General features: G+C 65.5%; 19 protein-coding genes and 3 pseudogenes. 6 read left to right on the top strand and 16 right to left on the bottom strand.

Translation table 11 applies throughout. The features are described from left to right. Window positions 1–152 precede the first annotated feature (152 nt). Entirely contained in the window at window positions 153–4373 is a 4221-nt protein-coding gene (locus tag ABC271_RS03525; protein ID WP_412926098.1) for a CBM96 family carbohydrate-binding protein, read from the bottom strand. Window positions 4374–4575: 202 nt separating this feature from the next. Between ABC271_RS03525 and ABC271_RS03520 the strand changes: the two genes are divergently transcribed. Then, on the top strand, window positions 4576–4842 hold the full coding sequence (locus ABC271_RS03520) for a hypothetical protein (protein WP_412923529.1): 267 nt from the start codon (window positions 4576–4578) through the stop codon (window positions 4840–4842). A 461-nt stretch (window positions 4843–5303) separates the two neighbouring features. Here the strand turns inward: ABC271_RS03520 and ABC271_RS03515 are convergent. From ABC271_RS03515 to ABC271_RS03485, 7 genes and pseudogenes are all read right to left on the bottom strand, one after another. Further along, window positions 5304–5984: pseudogene (locus ABC271_RS03515) on the bottom strand (heparinase II/III domain-containing protein); the annotation flags it as partial. Window positions 5985–6100: 116 nt separating this feature from the next. Then, window positions 6101–6956, bottom strand: a protein-coding gene (locus ABC271_RS03510) for an IS5 family transposase (protein ID WP_412926097.1) whose coding sequence is annotated in 2 segments (ribosomal slippage) — window positions 6101–6637 and window positions 6639–6956 — 855 coding nt in all. Because the reading frame shifts where the segments join, the coding sequence is not laid out codon by codon here. A gap of 16 nt (window positions 6957–6972) precedes the next feature. Further along, window positions 6973–7704: a hypothetical protein gene (locus ABC271_RS03505; protein ID WP_412923528.1), complete on the bottom strand. Its 732-nt coding sequence runs from the start codon at window positions 7702–7704 to the stop codon at window positions 6973–6975. Between the two features lie 370 nt (window positions 7705–8074). Then, window positions 8075–8533 (bottom strand): annotated as a pseudogene (locus ABC271_RS03500) (transposase); the annotation flags it as partial. A gap of 50 nt (window positions 8534–8583) precedes the next feature. Beyond that, window positions 8584–8814, bottom strand: coding sequence for an integrase core domain-containing protein (locus ABC271_RS03495; RefSeq protein ID WP_412923527.1), 231 nt, complete (start codon window positions 8812–8814; stop codon window positions 8584–8586). A 64-nt stretch (window positions 8815–8878) separates the two neighbouring features. After that, window positions 8879–10228: an IS30 family transposase gene (locus ABC271_RS03490; RefSeq protein ID WP_459564428.1), complete on the bottom strand. Its 1350-nt coding sequence runs from the start codon at window positions 10226–10228 to the stop codon at window positions 8879–8881. Continuing rightward, on the bottom strand, window positions 10168–11049 hold the full coding sequence (locus tag ABC271_RS03485; protein WP_412923526.1) for an IS3 family transposase: 882 nt from the start codon (window positions 11047–11049) through the stop codon (window positions 10168–10170). Before ABC271_RS03485 ends, ABC271_RS03490 begins: the two co-directional genes overlap by 61 nt. Before the next feature lie 56 nt (window positions 11050–11105). Between ABC271_RS03485 and ABC271_RS03480 the strand changes: the two genes are divergently transcribed. Next, the gene (locus ABC271_RS03480) at window positions 11106–12341 is read left to right on the top strand and encodes an IS256 family transposase (RefSeq protein ID WP_046746337.1); all 1236 of its coding nucleotides are present in this window, start codon (window positions 11106–11108) and stop codon (window positions 12339–12341) included. A 15-nt stretch (window positions 12342–12356) separates the two neighbouring features. On the opposite strand, the gene ABC271_RS03475 is transcribed toward ABC271_RS03480, so the two are convergent. The 4 genes and pseudogenes from ABC271_RS03475 to ABC271_RS03460 all read right to left on the bottom strand — a co-directional run bounded on the left by ABC271_RS03475 (window position 12357) and on the right by ABC271_RS03460 (window position 15552). Beyond that, a complete protein-coding gene (locus ABC271_RS03475; RefSeq protein ID WP_412923525.1) occupies window positions 12357–12662 on the bottom strand; it encodes a transposase in 306 nt (101 codons plus the stop codon). Window positions 12663–12709: 47 nt separating this feature from the next. Continuing rightward, window positions 12710–12932 (bottom strand): annotated as a pseudogene (locus tag ABC271_RS03470) (transposase); the annotation flags it as partial. Between the two features lie 20 nt (window positions 12933–12952). Then, a complete protein-coding gene (locus tag ABC271_RS03465) occupies window positions 12953–14215 on the bottom strand; it encodes an oligosaccharide flippase family protein (RefSeq protein WP_412923524.1) in 1263 nt (420 codons plus the stop codon). Window positions 14216–14696: 481 nt separating this feature from the next. Further along, window positions 14697–15552 (bottom strand): IS5 family transposase gene (locus tag ABC271_RS03460; protein WP_412926095.1). Its coding sequence is split into 2 segments (ribosomal slippage): window positions 14697–15233 and window positions 15235–15552, totalling 855 coding nucleotides; the frame shifts between segments, so codons are not numbered across the junction. A gap of 815 nt (window positions 15553–16367) precedes the next feature. Here ABC271_RS03460 and ABC271_RS03455 point away from each other — a divergent pair. Both ABC271_RS03455 and lepB read left to right on the top strand, forming a co-directional pair. Beyond that, on the top strand, window positions 16368–17456 hold the full coding sequence (locus ABC271_RS03455; protein WP_412923523.1) for a hypothetical protein: 1089 nt from the start codon (window positions 16368–16370) through the stop codon (window positions 17454–17456). Further along, on the top strand, window positions 17453–18160 hold the full coding sequence (gene lepB / locus ABC271_RS03450) for a signal peptidase I (RefSeq protein ID WP_412923522.1): 708 nt from the start codon (window positions 17453–17455) through the stop codon (window positions 18158–18160). The genes ABC271_RS03455 and lepB overlap by 4 nt, the downstream gene beginning before the upstream one ends. A gap of 36 nt (window positions 18161–18196) precedes the next feature. On the opposite strand, the gene ABC271_RS03445 is transcribed toward lepB, so the two are convergent. From ABC271_RS03445 to ABC271_RS03430, 4 genes are all read right to left on the bottom strand, one after another. Further along, entirely contained in the window at window positions 18197–20077 is a 1881-nt protein-coding gene (locus ABC271_RS03445) for a DUF4012 domain-containing protein (protein ID WP_412923521.1), read from the bottom strand. 115 nt (window positions 20078–20192) lie between these two features. Beyond that, window positions 20193–21716, bottom strand: coding sequence for a hypothetical protein (locus tag ABC271_RS03440; RefSeq protein ID WP_412923520.1), 1524 nt, complete (start codon window positions 21714–21716; stop codon window positions 20193–20195). Beyond that, a complete protein-coding gene (locus ABC271_RS03435; protein ID WP_412923519.1) occupies window positions 21713–22189 on the bottom strand; it encodes a VanZ family protein in 477 nt (158 codons plus the stop codon). The genes ABC271_RS03440 and ABC271_RS03435 overlap by 4 nt, the downstream gene beginning before the upstream one ends. Before the next feature lies 1 nt (window position 22190). Further along, entirely contained in the window at window positions 22191–22979 is a 789-nt protein-coding gene (locus ABC271_RS03430; RefSeq protein WP_412923518.1) for a glycosyltransferase family 2 protein, read from the bottom strand. Window positions 22980–23050: 71 nt separating this feature from the next. On the opposite strand from ABC271_RS03430, the gene ABC271_RS03425 reads away from it, so the two are divergent. Together ABC271_RS03425 and ABC271_RS03420 are read left to right on the top strand one after the other, a co-directional pair. Next, window positions 23051–23524 carry a GtrA family protein gene (locus ABC271_RS03425; protein WP_412923517.1) on the top strand — a complete coding sequence of 158 codons (474 nt, stop codon included), beginning with the start codon at window positions 23051–23053 and terminating at the stop codon, window positions 23522–23524. Beyond that, window positions 23521–23802, top strand: coding sequence for a hypothetical protein (locus ABC271_RS03420; RefSeq protein ID WP_412923516.1), 282 nt, complete (start codon window positions 23521–23523; stop codon window positions 23800–23802). Before ABC271_RS03425 ends, ABC271_RS03420 begins: the two co-directional genes overlap by 4 nt. Window positions 23803–23814: the final 12 nt, after the last annotated feature.

The raw sequence follows: 23814 nt of genomic DNA, 5'->3' as shown, positions 1-23814 counted from the left end.
CCGGCAGGATCAACGCATTTCCGCGCATGGCGGCAGACCCAGTTGCTTCCGGTCAATCCAGCAACGCCACTCCAGCTGAGTGCTCGTTACACGCAGATTTCCCAGACCGTCGCCTCCGCGCTGAAGAGTGATCCGCCCTCACCGAGAACGTCTCACTTGGTCACGACGGTGATGGTGGTGGTGGTTTGAGCGGTGAGTCCGGCCGCGGACGCACTGGTAGTCAGAGTCGTGGTCCCCGGCGATACGCCCGTGATGGCCCCGTTGGATGCCACCATCGCGACCGCGGTGTTCGCTACCGCGTACGTGACCGTCGCCCCCGACAATGGTTGCCCCGTCGAGTCCTTGACCGAAACGGTCGGTGACACCGTCGACCCCTTCTCGATCGAACTCGGAACATTCGAAACCACGACCGAGCCCAACAACGCGGGCGGAACAGCCGCCGTCACCGGCGCAAACGTCACATCGAGATACGGCGGCGACGTCGACTCACGAGAATCCAGATACACCATCACCGCGTTCCCGCCCGCATTGTCCTGCGTCATCCCCAACGACGCCACCGGCGTCCGCGTCGACGCCAACGACGCAATGAACGAGGTGATATTGGCCGAAGAGGTGTTCTTCGTCTTCGACGTCAAGAAACTCCCCACCGTCGGACCCATCGATGGTCGATTCCGATACGTCACCGACGACTCCGACCACGAATCACTCACCGAATGCAGATCAACACGCGCAGGATCAAGCGGACCATTGTCGATCCAATTCGACGTCGTCAACACCGCCGACGTCACAGACTTCCCCGCCAACGATGACACATCGAACTTCACATACGACGAACTATCCGAATACCCCGCAGGCCCCGGCTTATTCCACAACGTCCGCCACGTCCCATACACCGTGTCCGCCCCCCAACTCCCCACCGCCGCATCCTCCACCGGGAACAACCTCACCCGATACGAATCCGCCACGGTGATGGTGGTGGTGGTTTGAGCGGTGAGTCCGGCCGCGGACGCACTGGTAGTCAGAGTCGTGGTCCCCGGCGATACGCCCGTGATGGCCCCGTTGGATGCCACCATCGCGACCGCGGTGTTCGCTACCGCGTACGTGACCGTCGCCCCCGACAATGGTTGCCCCGTCGAGTCCTTGACCGAAACGGTCGGTGACACCGTCGACCCCTTCTCGATCGAACTCGGAACATTCGAAACCACGACCGAGCCCAACAACGCGGGCGGAACAGCCGCCGTCACCGGCGCAAACGTCACATCGAGATACGGCGGCGACGTCGACTCACGAGAATCCAGATACACCATCACCGCGTTCCCGCCCGCATTGTCCTGCGTCATCCCCAACGACGCCACCGGCGTCCGCGTCGACGCCAACGACGCAATGAACGAGGTGATATTGGCCGAAGAGGTGTTCTTCGTCTTCGACGTCAAGAAACTCCCCACCGTCGGACCCATCGATGGTCGATTCCGATACGTCACCGACGACTCCGACCACGAATCACTCACCGAATGCAGATCAACACGCGCAGGATCAAGCGGACCATTGTCGATCCAATTCGACGTCGTCAACACCGCCGACGTCACAGACTTCCCCGCCAACGATGACACATCGAACTTCACATACGACGAACTATCCGAATACCCCGCAGGCCCCGGCTTATTCCACAACGTCCGCCACGTCCCATACACCGTGTCCGCCCCCCAACTCCCCACCGCCGCATCCTCCACCGGGAACAACCTCACCCGATACGAATCCGCCACGGTGATGGTGGTGGTGGTTTGAGCGGTGAGTCCGGCCGCGGACGCACTGGTAGTCAGAGTCGTGGTCCCCGGCGATACGCCCGTGATGGCCCCGTTGGATGCCACCATCGCGACCGCGGTGTTCGCTACCGCGTACGTGACCGTCGCCCCCGACAATGGTTGCCCCGTCGAGTCCTTGACCGAAACGGTCGGTGACACCGTCGACCCCTTCTCGATCGAACTCGGAACATTCGAAACCACGACCGAGCCCAACAACGCGGGCGGAACAGCCGCCGTCACCGGCGCAAACGTCACATCGAGATACGGCGGCGACGTCGACTCACGAGAATCCAGATACACCATCACCGCGTTCCCGCCCGCATTGTCCTGCGTCATCCCCAACGACGCCACCGGCGTCCGCGTCGACGCCAACGACGCAATGAACGAGGTGATATTGGCCGAAGAGGTGTTCTTCGTCTTCGACGTCAAGAAACTCCCCACCGTCGGACCCATCGATGGTCGATTCCGATACGTCACCGACGACTCCGACCACGAATCACTCACCGAATGCAGATCAACACGCGCAGGATCAAGCGGACCATTGTCGATCCAATTCGACGTCGTCAACACCGCCGACGTCACAGACTTCCCCGCCAACGATGACACATCGAACTTCACATACGACGAACTATCCGAATACCCCGCAGGCCCCGGCTTATTCCACAACGTCCGCCACGTCCCATACACCGTGTCCGCCCCCCAACTCCCCACCGCCGCATCCTCCACCGGGAACAACCTCACCCGATACGAATCCGCCACGGTGATGGTGGTGGTGGTTTGAGCGGTGAGTCCGGCCGCGGACGCACTGGTAGTCAGAGTCGTGGTCCCCGGCGATACGCCCGTGATGGCCCCGTTGGATGCCACCATCGCGACCGCGGTGTTCGCTACCGCGTACGTGACCGTCGCCCCCGACAATGGTTGCCCCGTCGAGTCCTTGACCGAAACGGTCGGTGACACCGTCGACCCCTTCTCGATCGAACTCGGAACATTCGAAACCACGACCGAGCCCAACAACGCGGGCGGAACAGCCGCCGTCACCGGCGCAAACGTCACATCGAGATACGGCGGCGACGTCGACTCACGAGAATCCAGATACACCATCACCGCGTTCCCGCCCGCATTGTCCTGCGTCATCCCCAACGACGCCACCGGCGTCCGCGTCGACGCCAACGACGCAATGAACGAGGTGATATTGGCCGAAGAGGTGTTCTTCGTCTTCGACGTCAAGAAACTCCCCACCGTCGGACCCATCGATGGTCGATTCCGATACGTCACCGACGACTCCGACCACGAATCACTCACCGAATGCAGATCAACACGCGCAGGATCAAGCGGACCATTGTCGATCCAATTCGACGTCGTCAACACCGCCGACGTCACAGACTTCCCCGCCAACGATGACACATCGAACTTCACATACGACGAACTATCCGAATACCCCGCAGGCCCCGGCTTATTCCACAACGTCCGCCACGTCCCATACACCGTGTCCGCCCCCCAACTCCCCACCGCCGCATCCTCCACCGGGAACAACCTCACCCGATACGAATCCGCCACGGTGATGGTGGTGGTGGTTTGAGCGGTGAGTCCGGCCGCGGACGCACTGGTAGTCAGAGTCGTGGTCCCCGGCGATACGCCCGTGATGGCCCCGTTGGATGCCACCATCGCGACCGCGGTGTTCGCTACCGCGTACGTGACCGTCGCCCCCGACAATGGTTGCCCCGTCGAGTCCTTGACCGAAACGGTCGGTGACACCGTCGACCCCTTCTCGATCGAACTCGGAACATTCGAAACCACGACCGAGCCCAACAACGCGGGCGGAACAGCCGCCGTCACCGGCGCAAACGTCACATCGAGATACGGCGGCGACGTCGACTCACGAGAATCCAGATACACCATCACCGCGTTCCCGCCCGCATTGTCCTGCGTCATCCCCAACGACGCCACCGGCGTCCGCGTCGACGCCAACGACGCAATGAACGAGGTGATATTGGCCGAAGAGGTGTTCTTCGTCTTCGACGTCAAGAAACTCCCCACCGTCGGACCCATCGATGGTCGATTCCGATACGTCACCGACGACTCCGACCACGAATCACTCACCGAATGCAGATCAACACGCGCAGGATCAAGCGGACCATTGTCGATCCAATTCGACGTCGTCAACACCGCCGACGTCACAGACTTCCCCGCCAACGATGACACATCGAACTTCACATACGACGAACTATCCGAATACCCCGCAGGCCCCGGCTTATTCCACAACGTCCGCCACGTCCCATACACCGTGTCCGCCCCCCAACTCCCCACCGCCGCATCCTCCACCGGGAACAACCTCACCCGATACGAATCCGCCACGGTGACTTCGAGCTCGTCTACAACGGTCGTCCCGTTCCATGTCGCGTATACGCCCACCCGAGCAACACCGGGAGCGACCGCTGTGATCACTCCGGATGGCGTCACGGTCGCCACCGTCGGGTCGGATGAAACGTAGCGCAGAGCGGGCGAGACATCGCCGATGTCTTGGCTCCAGGTGTAGGACACCGACGTGTTGAGCGACGACGATTTCTCCATCACCGCTTTCGACTTGTCCAGAGCGACCGCCGCCAGGTCGGGACGTTCCTGCGGAATTGCGGCATCGCCTTTCGGGGCGCTATACAGTGCAATCTCGGAGATCGCCGCAGGAGAGTTGAGAGTCAGGCGAACGTAGCGTACGTTTCCCGATGTCGCACTCAGATCGACCGTTTGGTCTGACGTCCAATACGGCGATCGCCCGGTGAACCCCGTGCTCCAGGTCTTCGCATCGGAGGAGGTCTGGACCGAGAAGGTGGGCATCGACGACACGGGGTTCCTCCACCTCACCAACATCGAACGCACAGCAGATGGCGATTGGAGTTCCCACTGCACGAAAGCCCCCGAGGTGCTCGCCCAGGCCGTGGAAGTCGAGCGGTCCCAGGTCGACCAGGCACTGGGAGGGTTCGTCACTCCCCCGCTCCAAGCCGTCTTGATCGGCAAGGCCTCGTTGGGGAAGGACACCCGGTAAGAGGTCGTGGCGTCAGCCGAAGTAATCCGTACCGTCGCTGTGCGACTGCCAGAGTCGGCCTGGGTGACCCGAACCTCTCCGGTGCCTGTCGCCGAGATGGTGGGTAAGACGCCGGCGCGCACGGGCACCGAGTAGGAAGTGGTGGACGGATCGAAGCCTGTGAGCGGTACTCCGTCCAGCGCTATCCCCGATAAACGAGGACCGACCGTCTCACCAGCGAACCAGGATTCGAGTGGATCGAGCTGGACGACAGGAAATCCCGATGCCGACGCGTCCACCGGAAGGGGGGTCAGCTGCACCCCAACCCGCGTCGGCCCGGCGATGTCGACACTCACCGTCAGCTTTCGAGTGTTCGAGTAATCCGCCTGCGAGGGATGCGGCGAGGTCGGCAGCGGTCCCCCGGGGCTCACTCCGAGTACGGCGCTGTCAGGACCCACAACTCGGACAAGCAGACGCTGGTCGACGAGGTAAAGGATCGCAGATTTACGATCGGCCGACATATTCACCACGGCTGGTGTGTGCATTGACCAAAGTGCCTTCGTCCCTGCCGGGGCCGTCACCTCGTCTTGCACGAGCAATTGCTTCCGGCCGTCGAAGAGCTTGACCCCGCGACGCCACGAACTGGCTACATCGGCGACGGACTGAGTGAGGTCGGAAATGGCGTTCCACTCGTCTAGTCGGTTTCCAGTCGACACCTGAGATGTCGCAACGGGCTTGGTCCGGTATACATCCTGGCCGACGATCATGGTGTTGTGACCCTCCGACGACGTCGCGTAGTAGTCCCAACGCTCACCGTCGCTTGACCAGAGTTCACGGTCATAGATGGCCTGCTCACTTCCCAGGCCCGTTGCCCACACTTGCCCAAGCGCCTGGAACTGAAAGTCCCCCCCGTCGATGTGAGCATGCGGGGCCGTGGGATCACTGCCGGCTCGGAAACCGACGAAGCTCGCCGATGGATCTGCCGATGACGACCGTGCTGTGACGATTCCATTTATATACTCGGCAGACAAAGGAGACCGAGCCCCGTCGGTGCTCGTCCCGTCCGACCATAACAATTGCAGCACGGGGTCATCGACGGCGTAGGGGTCGTCGGTTAGTTTCCAGACCCCTTGGCGATCAAGAAGCCTGCCAAGGCCCGCCATCGCGGCGGGATAGCGATCGAGCTTCGACGCGTCGGCGAAGTCGTACGCCGTCCTGGTAGGACCGATCGTTCCGAGCATATAGTCCAGGGTCTTGGACACCCCCGCGCTCGCGAGCCCTAGGCCGTGTTGATCAAGTCTGATTTGATCCAGATCAGCGTGGCGGCGAGGCTGACGGCGGCGCGGTAGGTGCGGACGAGCTTGTCGGAGCGCATCGCGATGCCACGCCACTGCTTGAGCCTGTTGAAGCAGCGCTCGACGACGTTGCGGCCCTTGTATCGCTCCTGCTGCTGGTCGCCGAAGTCGATCGGCCGGCCCGGCTTCTTGCGGCGGTGCGCGATCTGATCGTCGCGCTCCGGGATGGTCGCCGCGATCCCTCGCTCGCGCAGCCATGCCCGGTTCGCCTTCGATGGGTAGCCCTTATCGGCGAGTACCCGGTCGGGGCGGGTGCGGGGCCGGCCCTTCCCGTCGCGGGGCACGCGGATGTCCTCGAGCACGGCGGTCATCATCGTGGTGTCGTTGATGTTCCCGCCGGTGATCATCATCCCCAGCGGCCGGCCGCGACCGTCGCAGACCAGGTGCAGCTTGGTCGTGAGCCCGCCCCGGGAGCGGCCGATCCCGTGATCAGGCGGCTCGAACCACGGATTCTTGTGATTCGGCAGAGCCCCCTGTGTCCCGGGCGAGGGTCGCGCCGTGCTGATGCACACGCGCGATCGTGGAGTCGATCGAGACGACCCAGTCGATCTTCCCGGCAGCGTCAGCCTGCTTCTGCACCTCGGCGAGCAGTCGCTCCCAGGTGCCGTCCTCGGCCCACCGGTTGAACCGCTTGTAGATCGAGTTCCACTTCCCGAACCGATCCGGCACGTCCCGCCACGGCGCCCCGGTGCGGTACTTCCACGCCATCCCCTCAACAGTGAGTCGGTGATCTGTCCACGGCCGCGACCTCCCGGTCGCCGTCGGCATCAACGGCTCCATCACGGCCCACACCTCGTCAGAGATCTCCTGTCGCGTCACCGTTCAAGACTTGCCCACCGAGGAACGAAACCTCTTGATCAACACGGCCTAGCGGTTCCTGTCCGTCCCATTGCCGCCTGGACAGAGCCGCAGACACGAGATATCGCGTCGCGTACACCCAGTAGGTCGGCCCTTCCACCACGCTGCCGTCGGCGGCATACGACGTGAGCCCCACGGCCAAGCTATCGGTGGCCGCATCGAGAAGCTCATCCACTGGTGCCGTCGCATCCCCGTTCAAGGCAATGGCGGTCATGATGAGCGCGGAATTGATCACCACGTTGACGTTCGTCGCCAGTGCTCGCCAGTCTTTCGCCGATCCTGGTGCCGCCGGCGCTCGAAGTACGGACAGCGCCGGACCCACCCCCTTCTCGACTAACGCTGCTACCAGTTGCTGTTTCTGCGACGCGGACCAGTAACCACTTCCCCAGTCGTAGGCGACGGCAAGAGACGCCATCATCTCGGCCGTCCCGAGGAAATGCTCTGGTCGCCACGAAGGAAGCTGCGTGGCGACGGCCAGATCACGCCATGCACGCTGAATGTACTTCTCCTGACCGGTCGCCTTCCACACGAGCAGAAGCGGGTAGACGCGGTCCCGTACGGTGCGCGCCGCCGCCAGCATCCCCTCGTTCGTCGTCGGAGCGACGAGGGTCGGCTCATTGAGCGCTTTGTCTGCCAGCTGTAACGCGCGGGCGTAAAGCCCAGCACTCATCGCGTCCGTGCTTCGGCGATCGAGAGCGCTCGCAAACATTTGCTGCGACGCAACGAGTCGCGGCCGCTCAGCCGTTGACGTTGCACCGAGGGCATTTACTCGACCGGCGGATCCAGCCCCGAACCCGGAAGCGGTCGCAGCGGAGGCGCCGCCTGGCGCAAACAACGCCAGAAAAACGAAGCTGAGCGCCACAATGGACGCAATGATGGACCGTCCCACAACTCACCCTTTTTGCCGAAATCAGCACACTTCCACCTACGAATGTATGCGACGAAATGGCAGCGAAGCGATATATTGGGGTTTTTACATTTGCGTAATTGGTGCGCAATCTGCGCAAATCGACCTAGACCTTAGAATGCGCCAATCTGGCTCATCGCATGTGAAGGCGTAGGTGGGGGCTGAAGCCGCCGGCTTCGAGTATGTCCGCGCGATGTAGTTCGTGAGGTTGTGGAGGCCGAGCGCGGGACCACGGAGGTGCTGAAGGCGCCCGTTGATGACCTCCGGTCGGCCCGTTAGCACTGTCGGAGCGGTCGAAGAACGCGAGGACGTCAGCAGCGTGCTGGTTCAGCGATCAGCCGAGACGGCACAGTTCGACCGGGGCGGTCGGAACACGCGTAGCGACGGCGTCGATGACGTCCCACATCATCTGCTTCGCCTTCTCCTTCTCGGGTTCGCGGTAAGCGGCGCCGATGCGCTGGTAGATGGTCCAGGTCGCTTCGACCTGAATGTGCTCCGGGGTCGCCAATACCGCGGCCAGCCGCGCGGTCTGATTGTCTATGGGGAAGCTTGAGGCGGTGTGGAGGTTGTGGCGGACACCGTAAAGCGGGTCCCGGCACGACGGAGCCTGACCCGGTTTCCCGGACGGTTCTTGTGTGTTGATCATGCCGCGGTCGCGGCGGGGATGTGAAGTCGTTCGAACTCCACGGGGCTGAGGTTGCCGAGCGCGGTGTGCCTGCGGGTGGGGTTGTAGAACGCCTCGATCCACTCGAACATCGCCGATGACAGCTCGGCTCGTGAGGTCCAGACGGATCGGTCGAGGAGTTCGCGTTGCATGGTCGACCAGAAGGATTCGATCAGTGCGTTATCGACCGACGATGCGACCCTACCCATCGAGCCGAGGAGGCCGGCCTGGCGAAGCCGGTGCCCGAAGAGCCAGGAGGTGTACTGGGCGAGTTCAACCGGTCGATGCAACACCGGGCTGTTGAAGCGAGGATAGCTGCTCGGCGAACACCTCCGCCGGGGTGCGCCAGCCGAGGATCTTCCGGGGCCGGTTGTTGAGCGCGAGAGCGACCGCTTCGAGGTCCTCGGCCGACCACCGCGACAGGTCGGTGCCCTTCGGGAAGTACTGCCGCAGCAGCCCGTTGGTGTTCTCGTTCGTCGGGCGCTGCCAGGGCGAGTGCGGGTCGGCGAAGAACACTCTCGTGCCGGTATCGAGGGTGAGCTGCGCATGCCCGGAGAGTTCCTTCCCACGATCCCAGGTGAGGGTCTGGCGCAACTGGACGGGCAGCGTGGTGAGCGACGCGGCCAGTGCGGCGTTCATCGCGAGAGCGCCGTAACCACCGAGCGCGGGCCCGTTCTTCACCACGGGCTGCTCGCCCCAGCCCTCCAGCCGGGGCAGTTGCACCAGCATCGTGGACCGGCTGGAACGCTCGATGAGCGTCCCGATCGCCGAGCGACCGGTGCCGATGATCAGGTCGCCCTCCCAGTGCCCGGGAACCGCGCGGTCGGCAGCCTCGGCGGGACGCTCGGAGAGCACGACGTCCGCGGTGACATGCCCCTGCGGCTTGTTCCGCGACCGTTCCCGCGGCTGACGCAGCGCTCGCCCGGTGCGCAGGCAGGCCACCAGCTCGCGCTTGAGCGCGCCGCGGCCCTCGATGAACAGCGACTGGTAGATCGCCTCGGGGCTGATGCGCATGGACTCATCATCGGGGAAGTCGATCTTCAGCCGGTGGGAGATCTGCTCCGGGCTCCATGCCAGCGACCAGCACCTGTCCGCCCGATGCGGCTTGTTCAACCCCTTCCAGGGCGGCGGCGTCGGCCCTTCGACCGCGGTGCCGTCGGGCCGGCGCACCTTCCCCGCGAGACGGTCCTGCACGTACTCACGCAGCGCGTCGTTCACGACCAGCTTCGCGACCTTCGGTCGCTTCGCCGACTCCTGCGCCTTCCACTGCGCCACCAACGCCCGATACTCCGACTTCCCGCTCCTCGTCGCCGCGTTCCGCCGCAGCTCCCGGGAGATCGTTCCCGGATCCCGGCCCAGCTCACGCGCGATCTCGCGCACGCCCTTGCCCTTCGCGCGCATGAGTGCGATCTCCTCGCGTTCTTCGAAGGACAGGTATCGGCCCGACGGTTCGGTCAGACTCAGCGGCGTCATGCCGCCAGCGTGGCGAAACCAGCGCATCCCGACCGGCACGGACACGCCCACCGCGATCGCAGCTTCCGCGGACGTGATGCCCGTCGCGATCAGCCGCCAGAACTGTCGCTGCACCGCCTTCGAGGGCGCAGGCCGTCCGGGCGAACGCATCGGCGGCCTGAGAGCCCGATCCGCGCGCCACTGCCGACGAACCCCCTCGGGCGCATCGCCGGTCTTCGCAACCCAGTCTTTCGTCGCCACCGCTCACCTCCGCTGTCAAGGTGTTGCGACGACCGATTGAATCCGCCCTGCGCTCCTCGATCGGCGTGAACGACGGTTCCCGGTTCCGGGCGGCGGCGCCAGCGGGCCATCTCGAGCGCGTCGACGACGATCTCCGCGGTGATCCGGTCGCTGATCGACCAGCCCACGATCCGGCGGCTGAACGCGTCGATCACGGCCGCGCAGTAGACCCACCCGTCCTTCGCGCGGTGTTGGGTGATGTCGCAGAACCAGAGCCGGTTCGGCGCGTCGGCTCGGAACTGCCGCTTGACGAGATCTTCGTGAGTGGCGGTGTCGGGCTTCCAGCCGCGCCGCTTCCGACGATGTGAGACCCCTGCCAGTCCGTCGAGTCGCATCAGCCTCGCGACGCGTTTGCGGCCGACGTGAACACCCAGACCGAGCCGCAGCTCCGCCAGCACCCGGGGGGCGCCGTAGGTCTCGCGGGAGTCGGCGTGGATGCGGCGGATCGTCGAGGTGAGCTCCGCGTCTGCGATCGCTCGCTGCGACGGTGGGCGAGAAACCCAGTCGTAGTAACCGGAGGTCGAGACGTTCAGGAACCGGCAGGCCACCGCAACGGGGATCCCGTCCGCGGCGAGCTCCTGGACCAGCCGGAACCCTATTTTGGGAGCACGTTCTCTCGGGCGAAGCCTGGAGTCCCGCGGGGTGGTGGTCTTTCGGGCCCGCGGCGTCGTGACCGCGACGGGGTGAGCCATCGTGCGATGGTCAGTGAGAACGACCAAGAACTCACACAGAAAGACGACACCGCACGATGGCTCTTGACCAGTCTGCCCTCCTCGAGCTGCTCGGGGAACTGAAGCTCACCGGCACCACCGACCGCATCCGAGCCGCGACCGAGCGGCTCTACCAGGAGCTGATCGACGCGGAGACAGCCGCATTCATCGGCGCCGCCCCCTACGAGCGCACGAGCGAGCGCACGACTACCCGCAACGGTTCCCGGCCGCGGGTGCTGTCGACCACGGCTGGGGATCTGGAGTTGCGGATCCCGAAGTTGCGGCAGGGGTCGTTCTTCCCGTCGCTGCTGGAGCGGCGCCGCCGGGTCGACCAAGCCTTGTTCGCGGTCGTGATGGAGGCCTACCTCCACGGCGTCTCAACCCGGAAGGTCGATGACCTCGTCAAAGCGCTCGGCGCTGACACTGGCATCTCGAAGTCCGAGGTGTCCCGCATCTGCCAAGGGCTCGACGCCGAGGTCGCATCGTTCCGCGACCGCTCGCTGTCTGACATCGCCTACCCCTACGTGTTCCTCGACGCGACCTACTGCAAGGTCCGCATCGACCACCGTGTCGTGTCCCAGGCGGTCGTCGTCGCGATCGGCGTCGCCGCTGACGGGCGGCGGGTCGTGCTGGGCTTCGATGTCGGAGACAGCGAGACCGAGGAGTTCTGGAAGCAGTTCCTGCGCTCGTTGAAGACACGAGGTCTGGGCGGGGTGAAGCTGGTGATCTCCGACGCCCACGCCGGACTGAAGAAGGCCGCAGCGACCGTGTTGCAGGGCGCCGCCTGGCAGCGCTGCCGCGTCCACTTCATGCGCAACGTCCTGACCGCCCTCCCGAAGGGCCGGCAGGAGATGGTCGCCAGCGTGATCCGCACGATCTTCGCCCAACCCGACGCCGAGCACATCGATGCCCAGTTCGACGAAGTCGTGCGCATGATCGAGCGCGTCCACCCCAAGACCGCCGTGATGCTCACCGACGCCCGTGACGACATCCTCGCGTTCAAAGCGTTCCCCGCCCGGCATTGGCGACAGATCTGGTCCACGAACCCGCTGGAACGCCTCAATCGGGAGATCAAGCGCCGCACCGACGTCGTTGGCGTGTTCCCGAACAACGCCGCCCTGCTCCGCCTGGCCGGCTCCGTCCTCGTCGAGCAACACGACGAATGGGAAGCCGCCGACCGCCGCTACTTCTCCGAAGCCTCCATGACCGAGCTCACCGCGACCACCCCCACCATCGACGAGGCGGTGATACTCCCCGAGATCACCGCCGCCTAAACTAACGACAGCTGATCATCGCAACGAAGCGAAAGACCACCACTCAAACGGACGCGGCCGGGCGAAGTACGCCGACGCGCGCTTGAGGATCTCGATCTCAATCTCCAGCACACGGTTCCGGCGACGCAGCTCGACGAGTTCCTTGTGCTCATCGGTGGTGACACCGGGCTTGCGGCCGGCATCGATCGCGTCGCGGTTCATCCAGTTCCGAAGGCAGGACTCGCTAATCCCCAGATCACGGGCAGTCTGGCCGACAGGGTTGCCCTGCGCGACCAGATCCAGGGCTCGACGCCGAAACTCCGGCGGGTGGGCAGCAGGCATCTCACGGACTCCTTCCGAGACGATCATCGCCTCAACATTGGTGTCCGGAAAAGCGGGTCAGGCTCCCGACCGCGGTGGGCGAGGGTATCCTGCGGCGGCCGCTGGCGGGTCCGGTCCAGGGCGTCACCGGCGACCCGGAGGTCTGGAACGGATCCATTACCGTGACCGCGTCAGCGAACTACTCGGTCGCGGCGTCTCGAACGTACTGAATCCGTCCATCGCGACCACGTCGTTCTGCTTCGACCACTCCCTCGGGTGGCCGGTGAGCCACGTGTTATCTCTCGCTGAGGCTACTTGCCTAGCAGCCGGAGCAGGGCAGACCTCAACGCAACGACATCCTGACCACGCAGACGATAGAAGTCACTCCAGGCGAACCCCGAAAATCGCACGGCATACGCGATGCAGATGTTGCTGGATGTGAGGTTGCCAGCGAGCGTTGCAAGCACAGCCCCCATACCTCCGAAAGGCGGGACGAGGATGAAGAGTAGGACCACGTTCAGCACGCAAGCCGCAAGTATGCTGTAGCTGCGCAGTTCGGGACGACCACGTGCGCTGAGGGTCGCGCCAGCTATTGATCCGGGTACACCGATCACCACAGCTCCAGCCGCAGCGATGGCCATCGGAATGGCACCCGCAAAATCCTGGCCAAAAACGAGGGGGAGCCACCAGCCGATTGGCGCCACGACGACGATGGAGCAGAGGAGGCAGGCGATAAACGTGACGCGCGCAGCTAGACCGGCGCGAGCATTGTCACGTTCGGCGGCGTCCCGCGAGAACATCACCTCACGAGTTGCCGCGTTTATAATCAACGGAACCTCACTGACATTCACTGCTACTGAGTAGAGCCCGAGCTGGCCCGATCCCGCCAGCGGGAGTATCAGTAACTGATCGATGCGCATCAGGAGGATTCCTGCGACCGATCCCAGCCAGGCCTTCGACCCGAACACGAACGCGGCCCTGCCAGGCGTCGGAGGCATGTCCGACGTGATTCGTGGATGGTGGCGAATCAGCCGCAGGTATGCAAGCCCGGCAAGCACCGGCCCCACAACCGTCACTATCGTGGCGGTGACGAGTGTGAGCTGTCCCGCAATCGCGAAGCCTGCGATACCCACCAAACGAAGAGTCCCATTCAGGATCCGCTCGCTGGCCACCACACCCCAGAGGTGGTAGCCCGCCGCCTGCCCCCTCAATAGCGCCACCAGAAGAGCGGGGATTGTCCCAATCGTCGCAACGGTCATGATGATCGCTAGACCGGAAGATCCTCCGTCAGACAACAAGGGCGAGGCCACCCAGACGAGAAGGACGGCGAGGATTCCAGCGAGCGAGAGGAGTGAGATGATTGCGGCCCAGCTCGACCGCCTCAAGTACGACCGCCGAGCGAGGATGTTTGTCACGGCATCCGGTAAGCCGAGCGCTCCGATCGCCGTAGCTAAGAGAAACGGTGCTGTTGCCGCCGCTAGATCACCTCGCCCGTCCACGCTAAGAGCACGGGCGAGGATAGGCGCCGTGGCGAGGACGGCGATCGGAGGAAACGCGTTTCCCAGAACGGACAAGGCAACATGACGGGCCCCAGACGCCATCAGCTCTCCCGGACGCCCATGACGCCGGTGTGTCCGGCGGGTGATAGGGCTGGTCTCACACCAGCGACCCACAGAAGGCTGTTTCGACACTCCCGCATGAAAGGCGAAGTCCGGCCCTCCGATTGACTCATATGAAAGATCATGGCAGCCCGCCCATACTTTCCGAGCCATTCGACTCACATTGGTGGTGCCTGACTCGACGTCTGTAACGCCTGCGTAGCGAATCCGGCAGCTTCGTGGCGTCGACAGCGCGCGCCGGCCGTGGAGTTCGCAATGCCGCGAGATCAGAATAACCGGACTCAGGGCCGCACATTACGCGCACCAGAAGGGCCAACTGTTCGGACGCTAAAAGATCGAAGTAGGACGACCGGCGGAGGAGACGCTCCGCCGCGATTGATCTGCACCGCCCGTGCCGACGCGTCGTCAATCCGATAGGTTCCGTCGTCGCGAGGACCTAGGCCGTGTTGATCAAGTCTGATTTGATCCAGATGAGCGTGGCGGCGAGGCTGACGGCGGCTCGGTAGCTGCGGAGGAGTTTGTCGGAGCGCATCGCGATGCCGCGCCACTGCTTGAGCCGGTTGAAGCAGCGTTCGACGACGTTGCGGCCCTTGTAGCGTTCCTTCTGCTGTTCGCCGAAGTCGATCGGCCGGCCCGGCTTCTTGCGGCGGTGCGCGACCTGGTCATCACGCTCCGGGATGGTCGCGGCGATACCGCGGTCGCGGAGCCAGGCCCGGTTCGCCTTCGACGGGTACCCCTTGTCGGCGAGCACCCGGTCCGGTCGGGTCCGTGGCCTGCCCTTCCCGTCGCGGGGGACGCGGATGTCCTCGAGTACTGCGGTCATCATCGTGGTGTCGTTGATGTTCCCGCCGGTGATCATCATCCCCAGCGGCCGGCCGCGACCGTCGCAGACCAGGTGCAGCTTGGTCGTCAACCCGCCACGGGAGCGTCCGATCCCGTGATCAAGCGGCTCGAACCACGGATTCTTGTGATTCGGCAGAGCCCCCTGTGTCCCGCTTCAGGGTCGCGCCGTGCTGATGCACACGAGCGATCGTGGAGTCGATCGAGACGACCCAGTCGATCTTCCCCGCGGCGTCGGCCCGCTTCTGCACCTCGGCCAGCAGCTTCTCCCAGGTGCCGTCCACGGCCCAACGGTTGAACCGCTTGTAGATCGAGTTCCACTTCCCGAACCGCTCCGGCACATCCCGCCACGGAGCCCCGGTGCGGTACTTCCACGCCATCCCCTCGACAGCCAACCGATGATCCGCCCACGGCCTCGACCTCCCGGACACCGTCGGCATCAACGGCTCCATCACGGCCCACACCTCGTCAGAGATCTCCTGTCGCGTCACCGCTCAAGACTCACCCACCGAGGAGCGAAACCTCTTGATCAACACGCCCTAGGGCGTGTTGCCAAACGCTGAGCAGAGGTGTGTAGACGAGCCTTGAGGTGTGGAGCGCTGTGAGATCTCGGATGGGCTGTGACAGTGGTCGAGGCGACGACGTGGCAGTACATATCAGCGCGCCCTGGCGGGAGCGTTCGGGCGGCCCACGAACGATCTCCTACGTCTTCGCCGCATGCACCGTAACTGTTTCGCGACTGCTCGACCACGCCCGAAGTGGACACCTGCGTGCCTCCGTCGACAAGTACGCGCCAGATGACGGCACCGCCACCGTCGATGGACGAATCAGAGTCAGACCTGCCCGTCGCCTGGCAAGCAGTCCCTCGGACCGAAGTGGCCGCATATAGGAGGAGACAAGCACGCTGATTGGCCCGACGGACTCAGTGAAGGTGAGCTTGCCGCAGATGAGAGCGAGGATGAAAAGCAGCGCTCGACGTGTCCCGCCGGTCGACCGTTACGAACTTTGCCGAGGCATCTACTACCACGAGATGCGCGCCAACATCCAGATACGTCATCAAGGCTCATCGTACGGTCCGCCCATAGTCCGCGGGTGCGGCGTGCGAACGCAGTCCCGTTACCGCGTTCACTATGTGATCCTCCGCGTCATGTCTTTCACAGTCTCGCTCACCTACGGCGCCTTGGTCGTCCAACAACCGAGACCGGAACCTCCAAGGAGCGCTGTTATCTTCCACGAGGGCAAGACCGACGGCAGGGGGGTTCACGCGATGAACATCGCCAAGCTCACACCGTGGCAGGACACACTGTTCGCCTCCGTCGAGGCGCTGGGCGTTCCGCTGCAGATCGTCGGTGACGCGGAGGTGCCCATGACGTCGGTCTCCGCAATCCGATCGGCGTGGCGCGACTGCGTCACGAGTCACGGCAACCACGATGAACGGCACCGCATCCGCGTCTTGGATGACGCGACGCCCGACCCCGCGCGTGCCCTCGCCGACCTCTCCACCCAGGTCACCCTCGCCGCCCTGGACGCGGTCCGGGGTACGCGCCTGCTTCTCCACGCCGCCGGCGTCGCAGCCCCCGACGGTCGCGTGCTGGCTCTCGTCGGCCCCTCCGGCCGCGGAAAGACCACGGCGGCGCGACACCTGGGCACACGGTTCGGCTACGTCAGCGACGAAAGCGTTGCCGTCGACGACGCGCTCACCGTGTGGCCCTACCGCAAACCCCTGTCCGTCATCGTCGAGGGCAGGCCCTTCAAGGAGCAGATCGCCCCGAGCGACCTCGGACTCCTCCCTCTCCCGGACGCTCCCCTCCGTCTGGCCGGGATCGCTCTGCTGGAGCGCGACCCCGACGCCGACGACACCCGCATCATCCCGGTCGACCTCATCGACGCGATCTGCGAGATGACGCCGCAGATCAGCTACCTGCCCGAGCTGCCCTCCCCGCTGCAGTACGTCGCCGGAATCGTCGAGCGCATCGGATCGGTCACCCGGCTGATCTACCGGGATGCCGCCGACCTCACGGCCGTCGCCGAGGGGATGTTCGCGGCAGCGCCGCCGCGGGCCCAGGACTGGTCTCCCGCCCCACGAGCGAAAGCAACGGGCCCTTGGCGATGTGCGGAGGTGGACGACGCGATCCTCGTCAACGGCCGTGCCTGCATCCTTCGCGAGGGCGTCGTCACGGCGTTGGACCACCGAGGATGCCTCGTCTGGACGATGTGCCTCGAGGGTGCGGCGACCGACGACATCGTGCGGGCCGCTGTCGCGACGTTCGGCGCTCCCGAAAACGCTGACGCCCGTGAACTGATCGAGGAGACGCTCGAGGCCCTGTCCGCGCACGGCCTCCTCGCCCCGGCATGAGCGCACCACCGGCCACCCGCCCGACACGCGCCCAACGGATACGACGGTCGCCGCTCACGCACCTCGTTCTGGCGATCGTCGTGCTCGCCCTCGTTCAAGGCTTCGTCATCAAGCCCTTCGAGGTGCCGTCCGAGTCGATGTCGCCGACACTCGAAGCCGGCGACCGGCTCTTGGCGAGCCGCCTCGCCTACGCCGTGTCCGAACCCGGCATCGGCGACATCGCGGTGTTCTCCCGTCCCGACAGCTGGGGTCCGCGGCCGGACCGGGACGCCCTTCGGACCGCCCTCGGATGGGTCGGAGACATCGTCGGATTCGGCCCGAGCAATGAGGACGCTCTCGTCAAGCGCGTGATCGGCGGCCCCGGGGCCACGGTCCGCTGCTGCTCCGCGCAGGGACAGGTCGAGGTGGACGGGAAACCGGTCACCGAGGGTTACATCGTGAACGATCTTCCTTTCACCCCCGGGGTGAACGACTGCTCGAGCACCCCGGCATCCGCCCGCTGCTTCGGACCTGTGAGGGTCCCGCCGGACGAATATCTCGTCCTCGGCGACAACCGCGCCAATTCCGCCGATTCGGTAATCGCGTGCCGCGGTCTTCTTTCGGCCGGGTCGGACTGCGCCCGATTGGTCCCGCGCTCGAACATGATCGGGAAAGTCGTGTCGATCGTCTGGCCGCTCGATCGCCTGCGGATGTTCCCGGGCTGACGACGCGGGCGACTCCTCTGGCCGGCTGGGCGGATCTCAACCAGCGGATGCGAAGAGTTCGCCGCAGGAGGGGTCGATGCTGACCGCGGTGTCCGAAGCCGTGGGCGTGTGGCGAAGCTGCAGCGGACCGAGAGGGCCGTCCGGCAGCTGCACCGTGTAGGACACCGTGCGATTGGCATCCTTGTCGAGGGTCACCATGCGGCTCTCGCCGGTGTTGCCGTTCTCACTGCCGCTGCGCGACAGGCGCGGGATGTCGCCGTCCGACGGGTCGAGGGCGGTGATGGTCGCACCGGGAGGGGCGAAGAACAGGGTGTCGAGCATCATCGTGGTGCGCGGAAGGCCCCAGCTGCTGTTGCGGAAGCCCAGTGTGTACGCATTGGTGATGTCGTCGGTGATCCCGTTGTGCATGTCCAGCGCGACCGTGACGGTTCGGGCACCCGCATCACACGTCGCCCGCACGGAGGTCGTGAGGTGGTACTCGAGCTTGCCCACGGAGTAGTCGTTGAGATAGATCCCCAGTTGCGTTGCCGCGGTGTTGTCCGCGCGCAGTCCGCCATCGAGGTTGATCTCCTTCACGAGGGCCTGCGTCTGCTCGTCCGCGAACCAGAGGTTGATGCGCTGCTCGTTAGCGCTCCGGGTCAGCTGGTCGAACATCGCGATCGGGTTCCACTGTCCGCTCGTGAGCCTCGAGAACACCGACGACGACACCTGTGCGAAGAACTGGTCCGACGACCGACCATTGTCGCCGAGATCGCCGAAGCGCTGATAAGCGTCGCTCAGAACGACCTTCACCGCATTTTCCGATGTGATCTGTTCACCGTCGGGCAGCGTGACGGGGCCGAGCACCTCGAGCATGTGCGCGAGCACGACGGGGTCGACCGAGAGGACACCGTCGAAACGGGTGCCGTCGGCGCGTTCCCACAGCGCCCGGAACAAGCTCGCGGTCGTCGGGAAGTCCGGGGTGAAGGTGTAGTCCTGCGAGTAGCGGGTGAACGTGTCGGGGTAGAGCGCGCGCGTGGATTCGGGCAGGTCGACGAACGACTCCCCCGCCAGTCCGTCGGCGTAGAAGGCCATGGAATCGGACTGCTCTTTGAGTTCCATCCGCCCGTTGTCGACGACGAGCACGCTCGACGCCGCCGGGTTGCCGCCCGTCGCCCGGATCTCCGCGTTGTTCTGGAAGAGCACCAGATACGTGCGCGGTCCGTCGGCCCCCGCCGCGCTGAGAAGCGAGGGCAGATACTTCTGGACGAGCGCGAGCGACGGTGCCGCCTGGTCGACGAGCTGCGCCACCTGGTCGAGCGGGTCGGTGATGACGGGCAGAAGACCCTCGCGGTCGATTCCGTCGGTCACGGCCTTCGCATCATCGAAGGCCGCCGTGATCTCGGGGAGCGCCCCCTGAGCCTGCCGGAAGGGTTCGAGATTGATTCCCCCGCCCTCGATGGCGAGGGACGAGAAATCGGATGCCGTGAGCAAAGCCACCGTCGGCGGCAGCGCGCGCTGGGTCAGGTCGCGTGTCATCCCGGTCAGCTCTTGCACCGCCGCGGTGTTCTCGCGGACGAAGGGGACCGAGGACGCCAGATCCCACAGCGGCCCCGAGGAGCCGGCATCCGCCTTCTCAGTGAGATCGAGCACTTCTCCGGACACCTGGTTCAGGCCGTTGATGTCACCGTTCGCCACGATCTGCGGGACGAAAGACAGCTTCGCCTGCGCGGACAGAAGATCGCCGCGCACATTGCCGGCCTGTTGCGCGAAGGCGAGGAACACGACGGCCGACCCCATTGCGGCGAAGCCGAGGACTCCCACGACCCACGCCACGACGGTGGCTGCGCGGCGGCGCGGCCGCTCGGGGGTCGCACGGGATTCTCTCCGAGACCGACGGCTCTCCACGAATGCAGCGTCGTCGCGGGATGTCGTCACCCGATGAATCTTATCCGGCGATCCTGGGCAGCGAGAATCCTCGCGACACTCGCCCGTCCCCCGCCGTTCAGACCCGGGTCACTGAGCGGCCAGCCGCTCGTTCCGGGAAGTGCCGTCACCCGTGACGCCGCCAGAACCGGAACCCGGCGATATCGCCTTCGAGGTCATACGACGCAGCGACCCAGGGCGCCAGCCCGTCGAAGTGCGACGAGGACGGCGCGCAGGCGGTCGAGATACCGCACACGGTCGGCGACTCGACGATCAGCACCGGGGGAACGGCCTCGATCTCGGCGAGGTACTGGGCGGCGAGACCGCCGAAGCCCTGCTCGACCGGAAGCGAATAGGTGATGGATGTCGGCGAGAACCGACCGGATGCCGCGAGGATCCACGTCTCCGCCCCGTGGACGAGGACGCGATCGTCGGGGGTGGTCTCCGCCTCGACGCGGTCGACGATCTGCGCCTGGTAGGAGCCGGCGACGAACACGCCTGACTCGGACGTCCACCGCATCCCCTGCGCCGCGGTCGCGGCGGACCCGGCCACCGTCACCGCGAACGCCACGATGATCGCGACGAGGCGAAGCCGACGAGTGCCGGGGGTGCGCACCCCGCGGGCCGCCCTCACGACCCTTGCCGAGGCGATGACGGCGGCTACGGCGATGCTCGGCAGCGCGACGATCAGGTAGTGCGGGTACGGCCTTCCCGAAGCCACCTGCGAAAGTGTGTCGACGATGCCGAGCCCTGCGAACAGGACGACGGCGAACACCTCGCCGCGAGGAAGAGACTCGGCCCGCAGCACGCCCACGAGCCACCCGCCGAGCACGCCCATCGCGGCCAAGACGACGGAGCTCGAGAGGAGCAGCTGGGCCAGGGCGGCGAATCCGTCGATCCGCTCGTTGAGCGTCGCTCCGCCCGCGTAGAAGAGGTTGTACCGGACGTACTGCTCGATGGCCGCCCGGAACGCGTGACCGGCGAGCAGCCACAGCGTCAGGGAACCGCCCACCACGGCTACGACGCCGACGACGGCCGCGGCGAAGAGCAGTCGCCTGCGCAGCACCACGACCCCCACCACGGCGAGCGCGAGCAGCCCTGCGGCGTTGTTCACTCGGGTGAAGAGAGCGACGGAAACGGCGAGCCCGATGACAGCACCGAGGAGCGCGATCACCCGTGCCGGCGCGTCGCGTCCGTACGTCAGAGCCGTGTGAGCGGCCGCGCTGTACGCCACCAGCTGCACGGGAAACAGCCACGTCTCGGTGAAATTGCCGCCCTCGAAAACCGCGAGGTAGGACAGTCCGAGCACCACCACGGCGACCGACGCCCAACCTCCGATCCACCGCGCCCACAGCACTCCGGCAACGGCGAGTCCGACGAACAGCACGAGCGCTTCCAGCAGCGGCGCTCCGAGGATGCCACCGCCCAGACGCCACGCCATCGCCTCGAGTGCCGCGAGGAGGGGACCCTTGTGATCCCAGGAGTCGACGTAGGGCATCCCCCCTCGGGACACGACCATGCCGGTATACAGGAACACCCCCGAGTCGCGGCTGATGTGCCCCGAAGAGACGACCGGGACATAGGCGGCAAGGCTCACGACGAGCGCGGATGCCACGGCCGCGGGCGCGGCCCAGACCCGCGTCGCCCTCACGCCACCGGCTCCTGGGCGCGCACGACGAGCTGGCTCCGCCACTTCTGTTGCAGACGTCTGTCCCGCTCATGAACTGCTGTGACGATGAACGCCGCGATCGTGACCCCGGCCCAGCCGCCGATGCTGTTCGCGAGCACGTCGGTGAGCGTGGCGAACCGGGCGGGCAGGACGAAGAACTGCAGCGTTTCCAGCGTGGCCGACAGCGCCGTCACCGCGGGGAGGGCGATCCACAGGAAGCGCGTGGGGAACACCAGCGCGAGGAAGAACCCGACCGGCAGGAACAGGCAGATATTGGCGGTGAACTCCAACCACCGGTAGCCGAACCATCCGGGCACACCGTTGCGGTGCATCACCGACAGAACCCGATCGACGGCCGCCTCGTACCCCTGGTCGACGGGCGTCGGCGAGAGGGTCAGCACCAAGACGACGGCGAGACAGCCGAGGAGCCCCCCGAGGGCGAGCGTGAGGCGCATCTCACCCTCCCACGGCCGCGTCGGACCGGAGGCGGCGTCTGACGGAGAGTCCACCCACGATGTCGATCCTCCACACTTCTGCGAGCGCCGCCCCCGCGAATCTCACGAGTCGCGTCGGCGGAATGAGGCGTCGCGCACGCCCGGTTCCCCACATCGTGCCCTGGGCGGCGGCTCCGCGTCGAGGAATGCTCGCGACCGGAACGTAGCGAACGCGCAGACGTCGACGCGCTTCGGCGATGGAGAAGTGCACGTGCGGAACGAGCGCATCGGCGGGGACGGCATCCAGGAGCATTCCGAGCCCCGCCGGTCGGTAGGCACGGAGGGGAGTGTTCACGTCGGGGACGGAACGGCCGCAGACGCCGAGAACGATGAGCCGCACGAGAGCGCTCAGGCCGCGCCGGAACCACGGGTCGGTCCGGCCCCGCCGAACTCCGTGCACCACGTCGGTGTCTGTCCGATCGAGCGCCAGCGCGACCCGCACGATGTCGTCCCCGTGGAACTGGCCATCGCCGTCGACGTGGACGATCACCTCCGCCCCGCTGGCGAGCCCCGCCGCGTAGGCGGCGAGGGCCGTCGGCCCGTGACCGCGGTTGCGGGGCGCGGAGATGACCTCGGAGAACGCGGCTGCGACTCTCGCCGTCTCGTCCGTCGACGCATCGTCGACGACGATCATCGAAACCGGGACGTCCACCGCGGCGAAAGACTCACGAATCTCCGCCAGGAAGACGGGAAGGGGATCCGCTTCGTTGAAAGCCGGAATGACCAGGGCGATGCGACGTTGTGCGTGCACTCCTGAATCCCCACCTTCAGCCGGACGGTCTTCACCCGGCATGTCCCCCGGGCCTGTAGCGTAAGGCATCGATGGGTGCCAGTCGGAATCTGCGTCGAGCGAGCGCTCTTTCGGCGCGGTTTCTGATCGTCGGTGCGGTGAGCACGCTGATCGAGATCGCCGCCTTCAATCTGTTGATGCTCACCGGAGTCGGCCCCGTGCAGGCGAAGATCATCGCCTCGCTGATCGCGTTGATCAACGCCTACATCGGCAATCGCGAGTGGGCGTTCCGGTCTCGGGCGCGCACGGGTCGGGGGCGGCAAGCGCTGTGGTTCCTCGCCGTGAACGCCGTCTGCACCGCCATCGGCGCGGGGGCCGTCTGGGTCGGAGCGCGCGTACTGGAGGGGGTTTTCGGCACGGCGGGGCCCGTGGGGCTCAACGTCGTCAACCTCGTGGCGATCGCCGGGGTGACCGTCATCCGGTTCGCCCTTTATCACTACCTCGTGTTCCCTCGGGAGAAAGTCACCCGGGACGATCACCTCCCCTCGGGTAGGCTCGCGGGGTGAAAATCGCCGCCCGCGTCCTCGGCACCCTGTCGCTGCTCGCCGCTCTGGCCTCGCTCGCGCTGCAGGCCGTAGTCGTCGCGCGGCTGTGGACGGCATACGTCGAGACGTTCCCCCTGGACACCACGATCGGCCTCGCTGCCGCGGGAGCGGTGCTCGGGCTGGTCCTCGCCGTCGTGGCGATCATCCTGCGTCGCGCCTTCGGCGTGCTTCCCGTCATCGCCGGCCTCATGAACCTCGGCCTGCTCGCCGCGTACGGCTACCTCACCGTCGTTCTCTGACGACGGCTGCGG

The sequence above is a fragment of the Microbacterium canaveralium genome, assembly GCF_047238045.1.
GTDB lineage: Bacteria > Actinomycetota > Actinomycetes > Actinomycetales > Microbacteriaceae > Microbacterium.
Note: the sequence above shows the minus strand (reverse complement) of the source record. Positions and strands in the feature narration are given on the sequence as shown.

Coding starts and splice junctions, on each gene's coding strand:
- ABC271_RS03490 (WP_459564428.1), bottom strand. CDS start 10,228: ATGCGTTCGCCCGGACGGCCTGCGCCCTCGAAGGCGGTGCAGCGACAG.
- lepB (WP_412923522.1), top strand. CDS start 17,453: ATGAGCGCACCACCGGCCACCCGCCCGACACGCGCCCAACGGATACGA.
- ABC271_RS03480 (WP_046746337.1), top strand. CDS start 11,106: ATGGCTCTTGACCAGTCTGCCCTCCTCGAGCTGCTCGGGGAACTGAAG.
- ABC271_RS03435 (WP_412923519.1), bottom strand. CDS start 22,189: ATGCGCCTCACGCTCGCCCTCGGGGGGCTCCTCGGCTGTCTCGCCGTC.
- ABC271_RS03475 (WP_412923525.1), bottom strand. CDS start 12,662: ATGCCTGCTGCCCACCCGCCGGAGTTTCGGCGTCGAGCCCTGGATCTG.
- ABC271_RS03485 (WP_412923526.1), bottom strand. CDS start 11,049: ATGGCTCACCCCGTCGCGGTCACGACGCCGCGGGCCCGAAAGACCACC.
- ABC271_RS03525 (WP_412926098.1), bottom strand. CDS start 4,373: ATGGAGAAATCGTCGTCGCTCAACACGTCGGTGTCCTACACCTGGAGC.
- ABC271_RS03455 (WP_412923523.1), top strand. CDS start 16,368: ATGAACATCGCCAAGCTCACACCGTGGCAGGACACACTGTTCGCCTCC.
- ABC271_RS03425 (WP_412923517.1), top strand. CDS start 23,051: ATGGGTGCCAGTCGGAATCTGCGTCGAGCGAGCGCTCTTTCGGCGCGG.
- ABC271_RS03505 (WP_412923528.1), bottom strand. CDS start 7,704: ATGAGTGCTGGGCTTTACGCCCGCGCGTTACAGCTGGCAGACAAAGCG.
- ABC271_RS03495 (WP_412923527.1), bottom strand. CDS start 8,814: ATGGGTAGGGTCGCATCGTCGGTCGATAACGCACTGATCGAATCCTTC.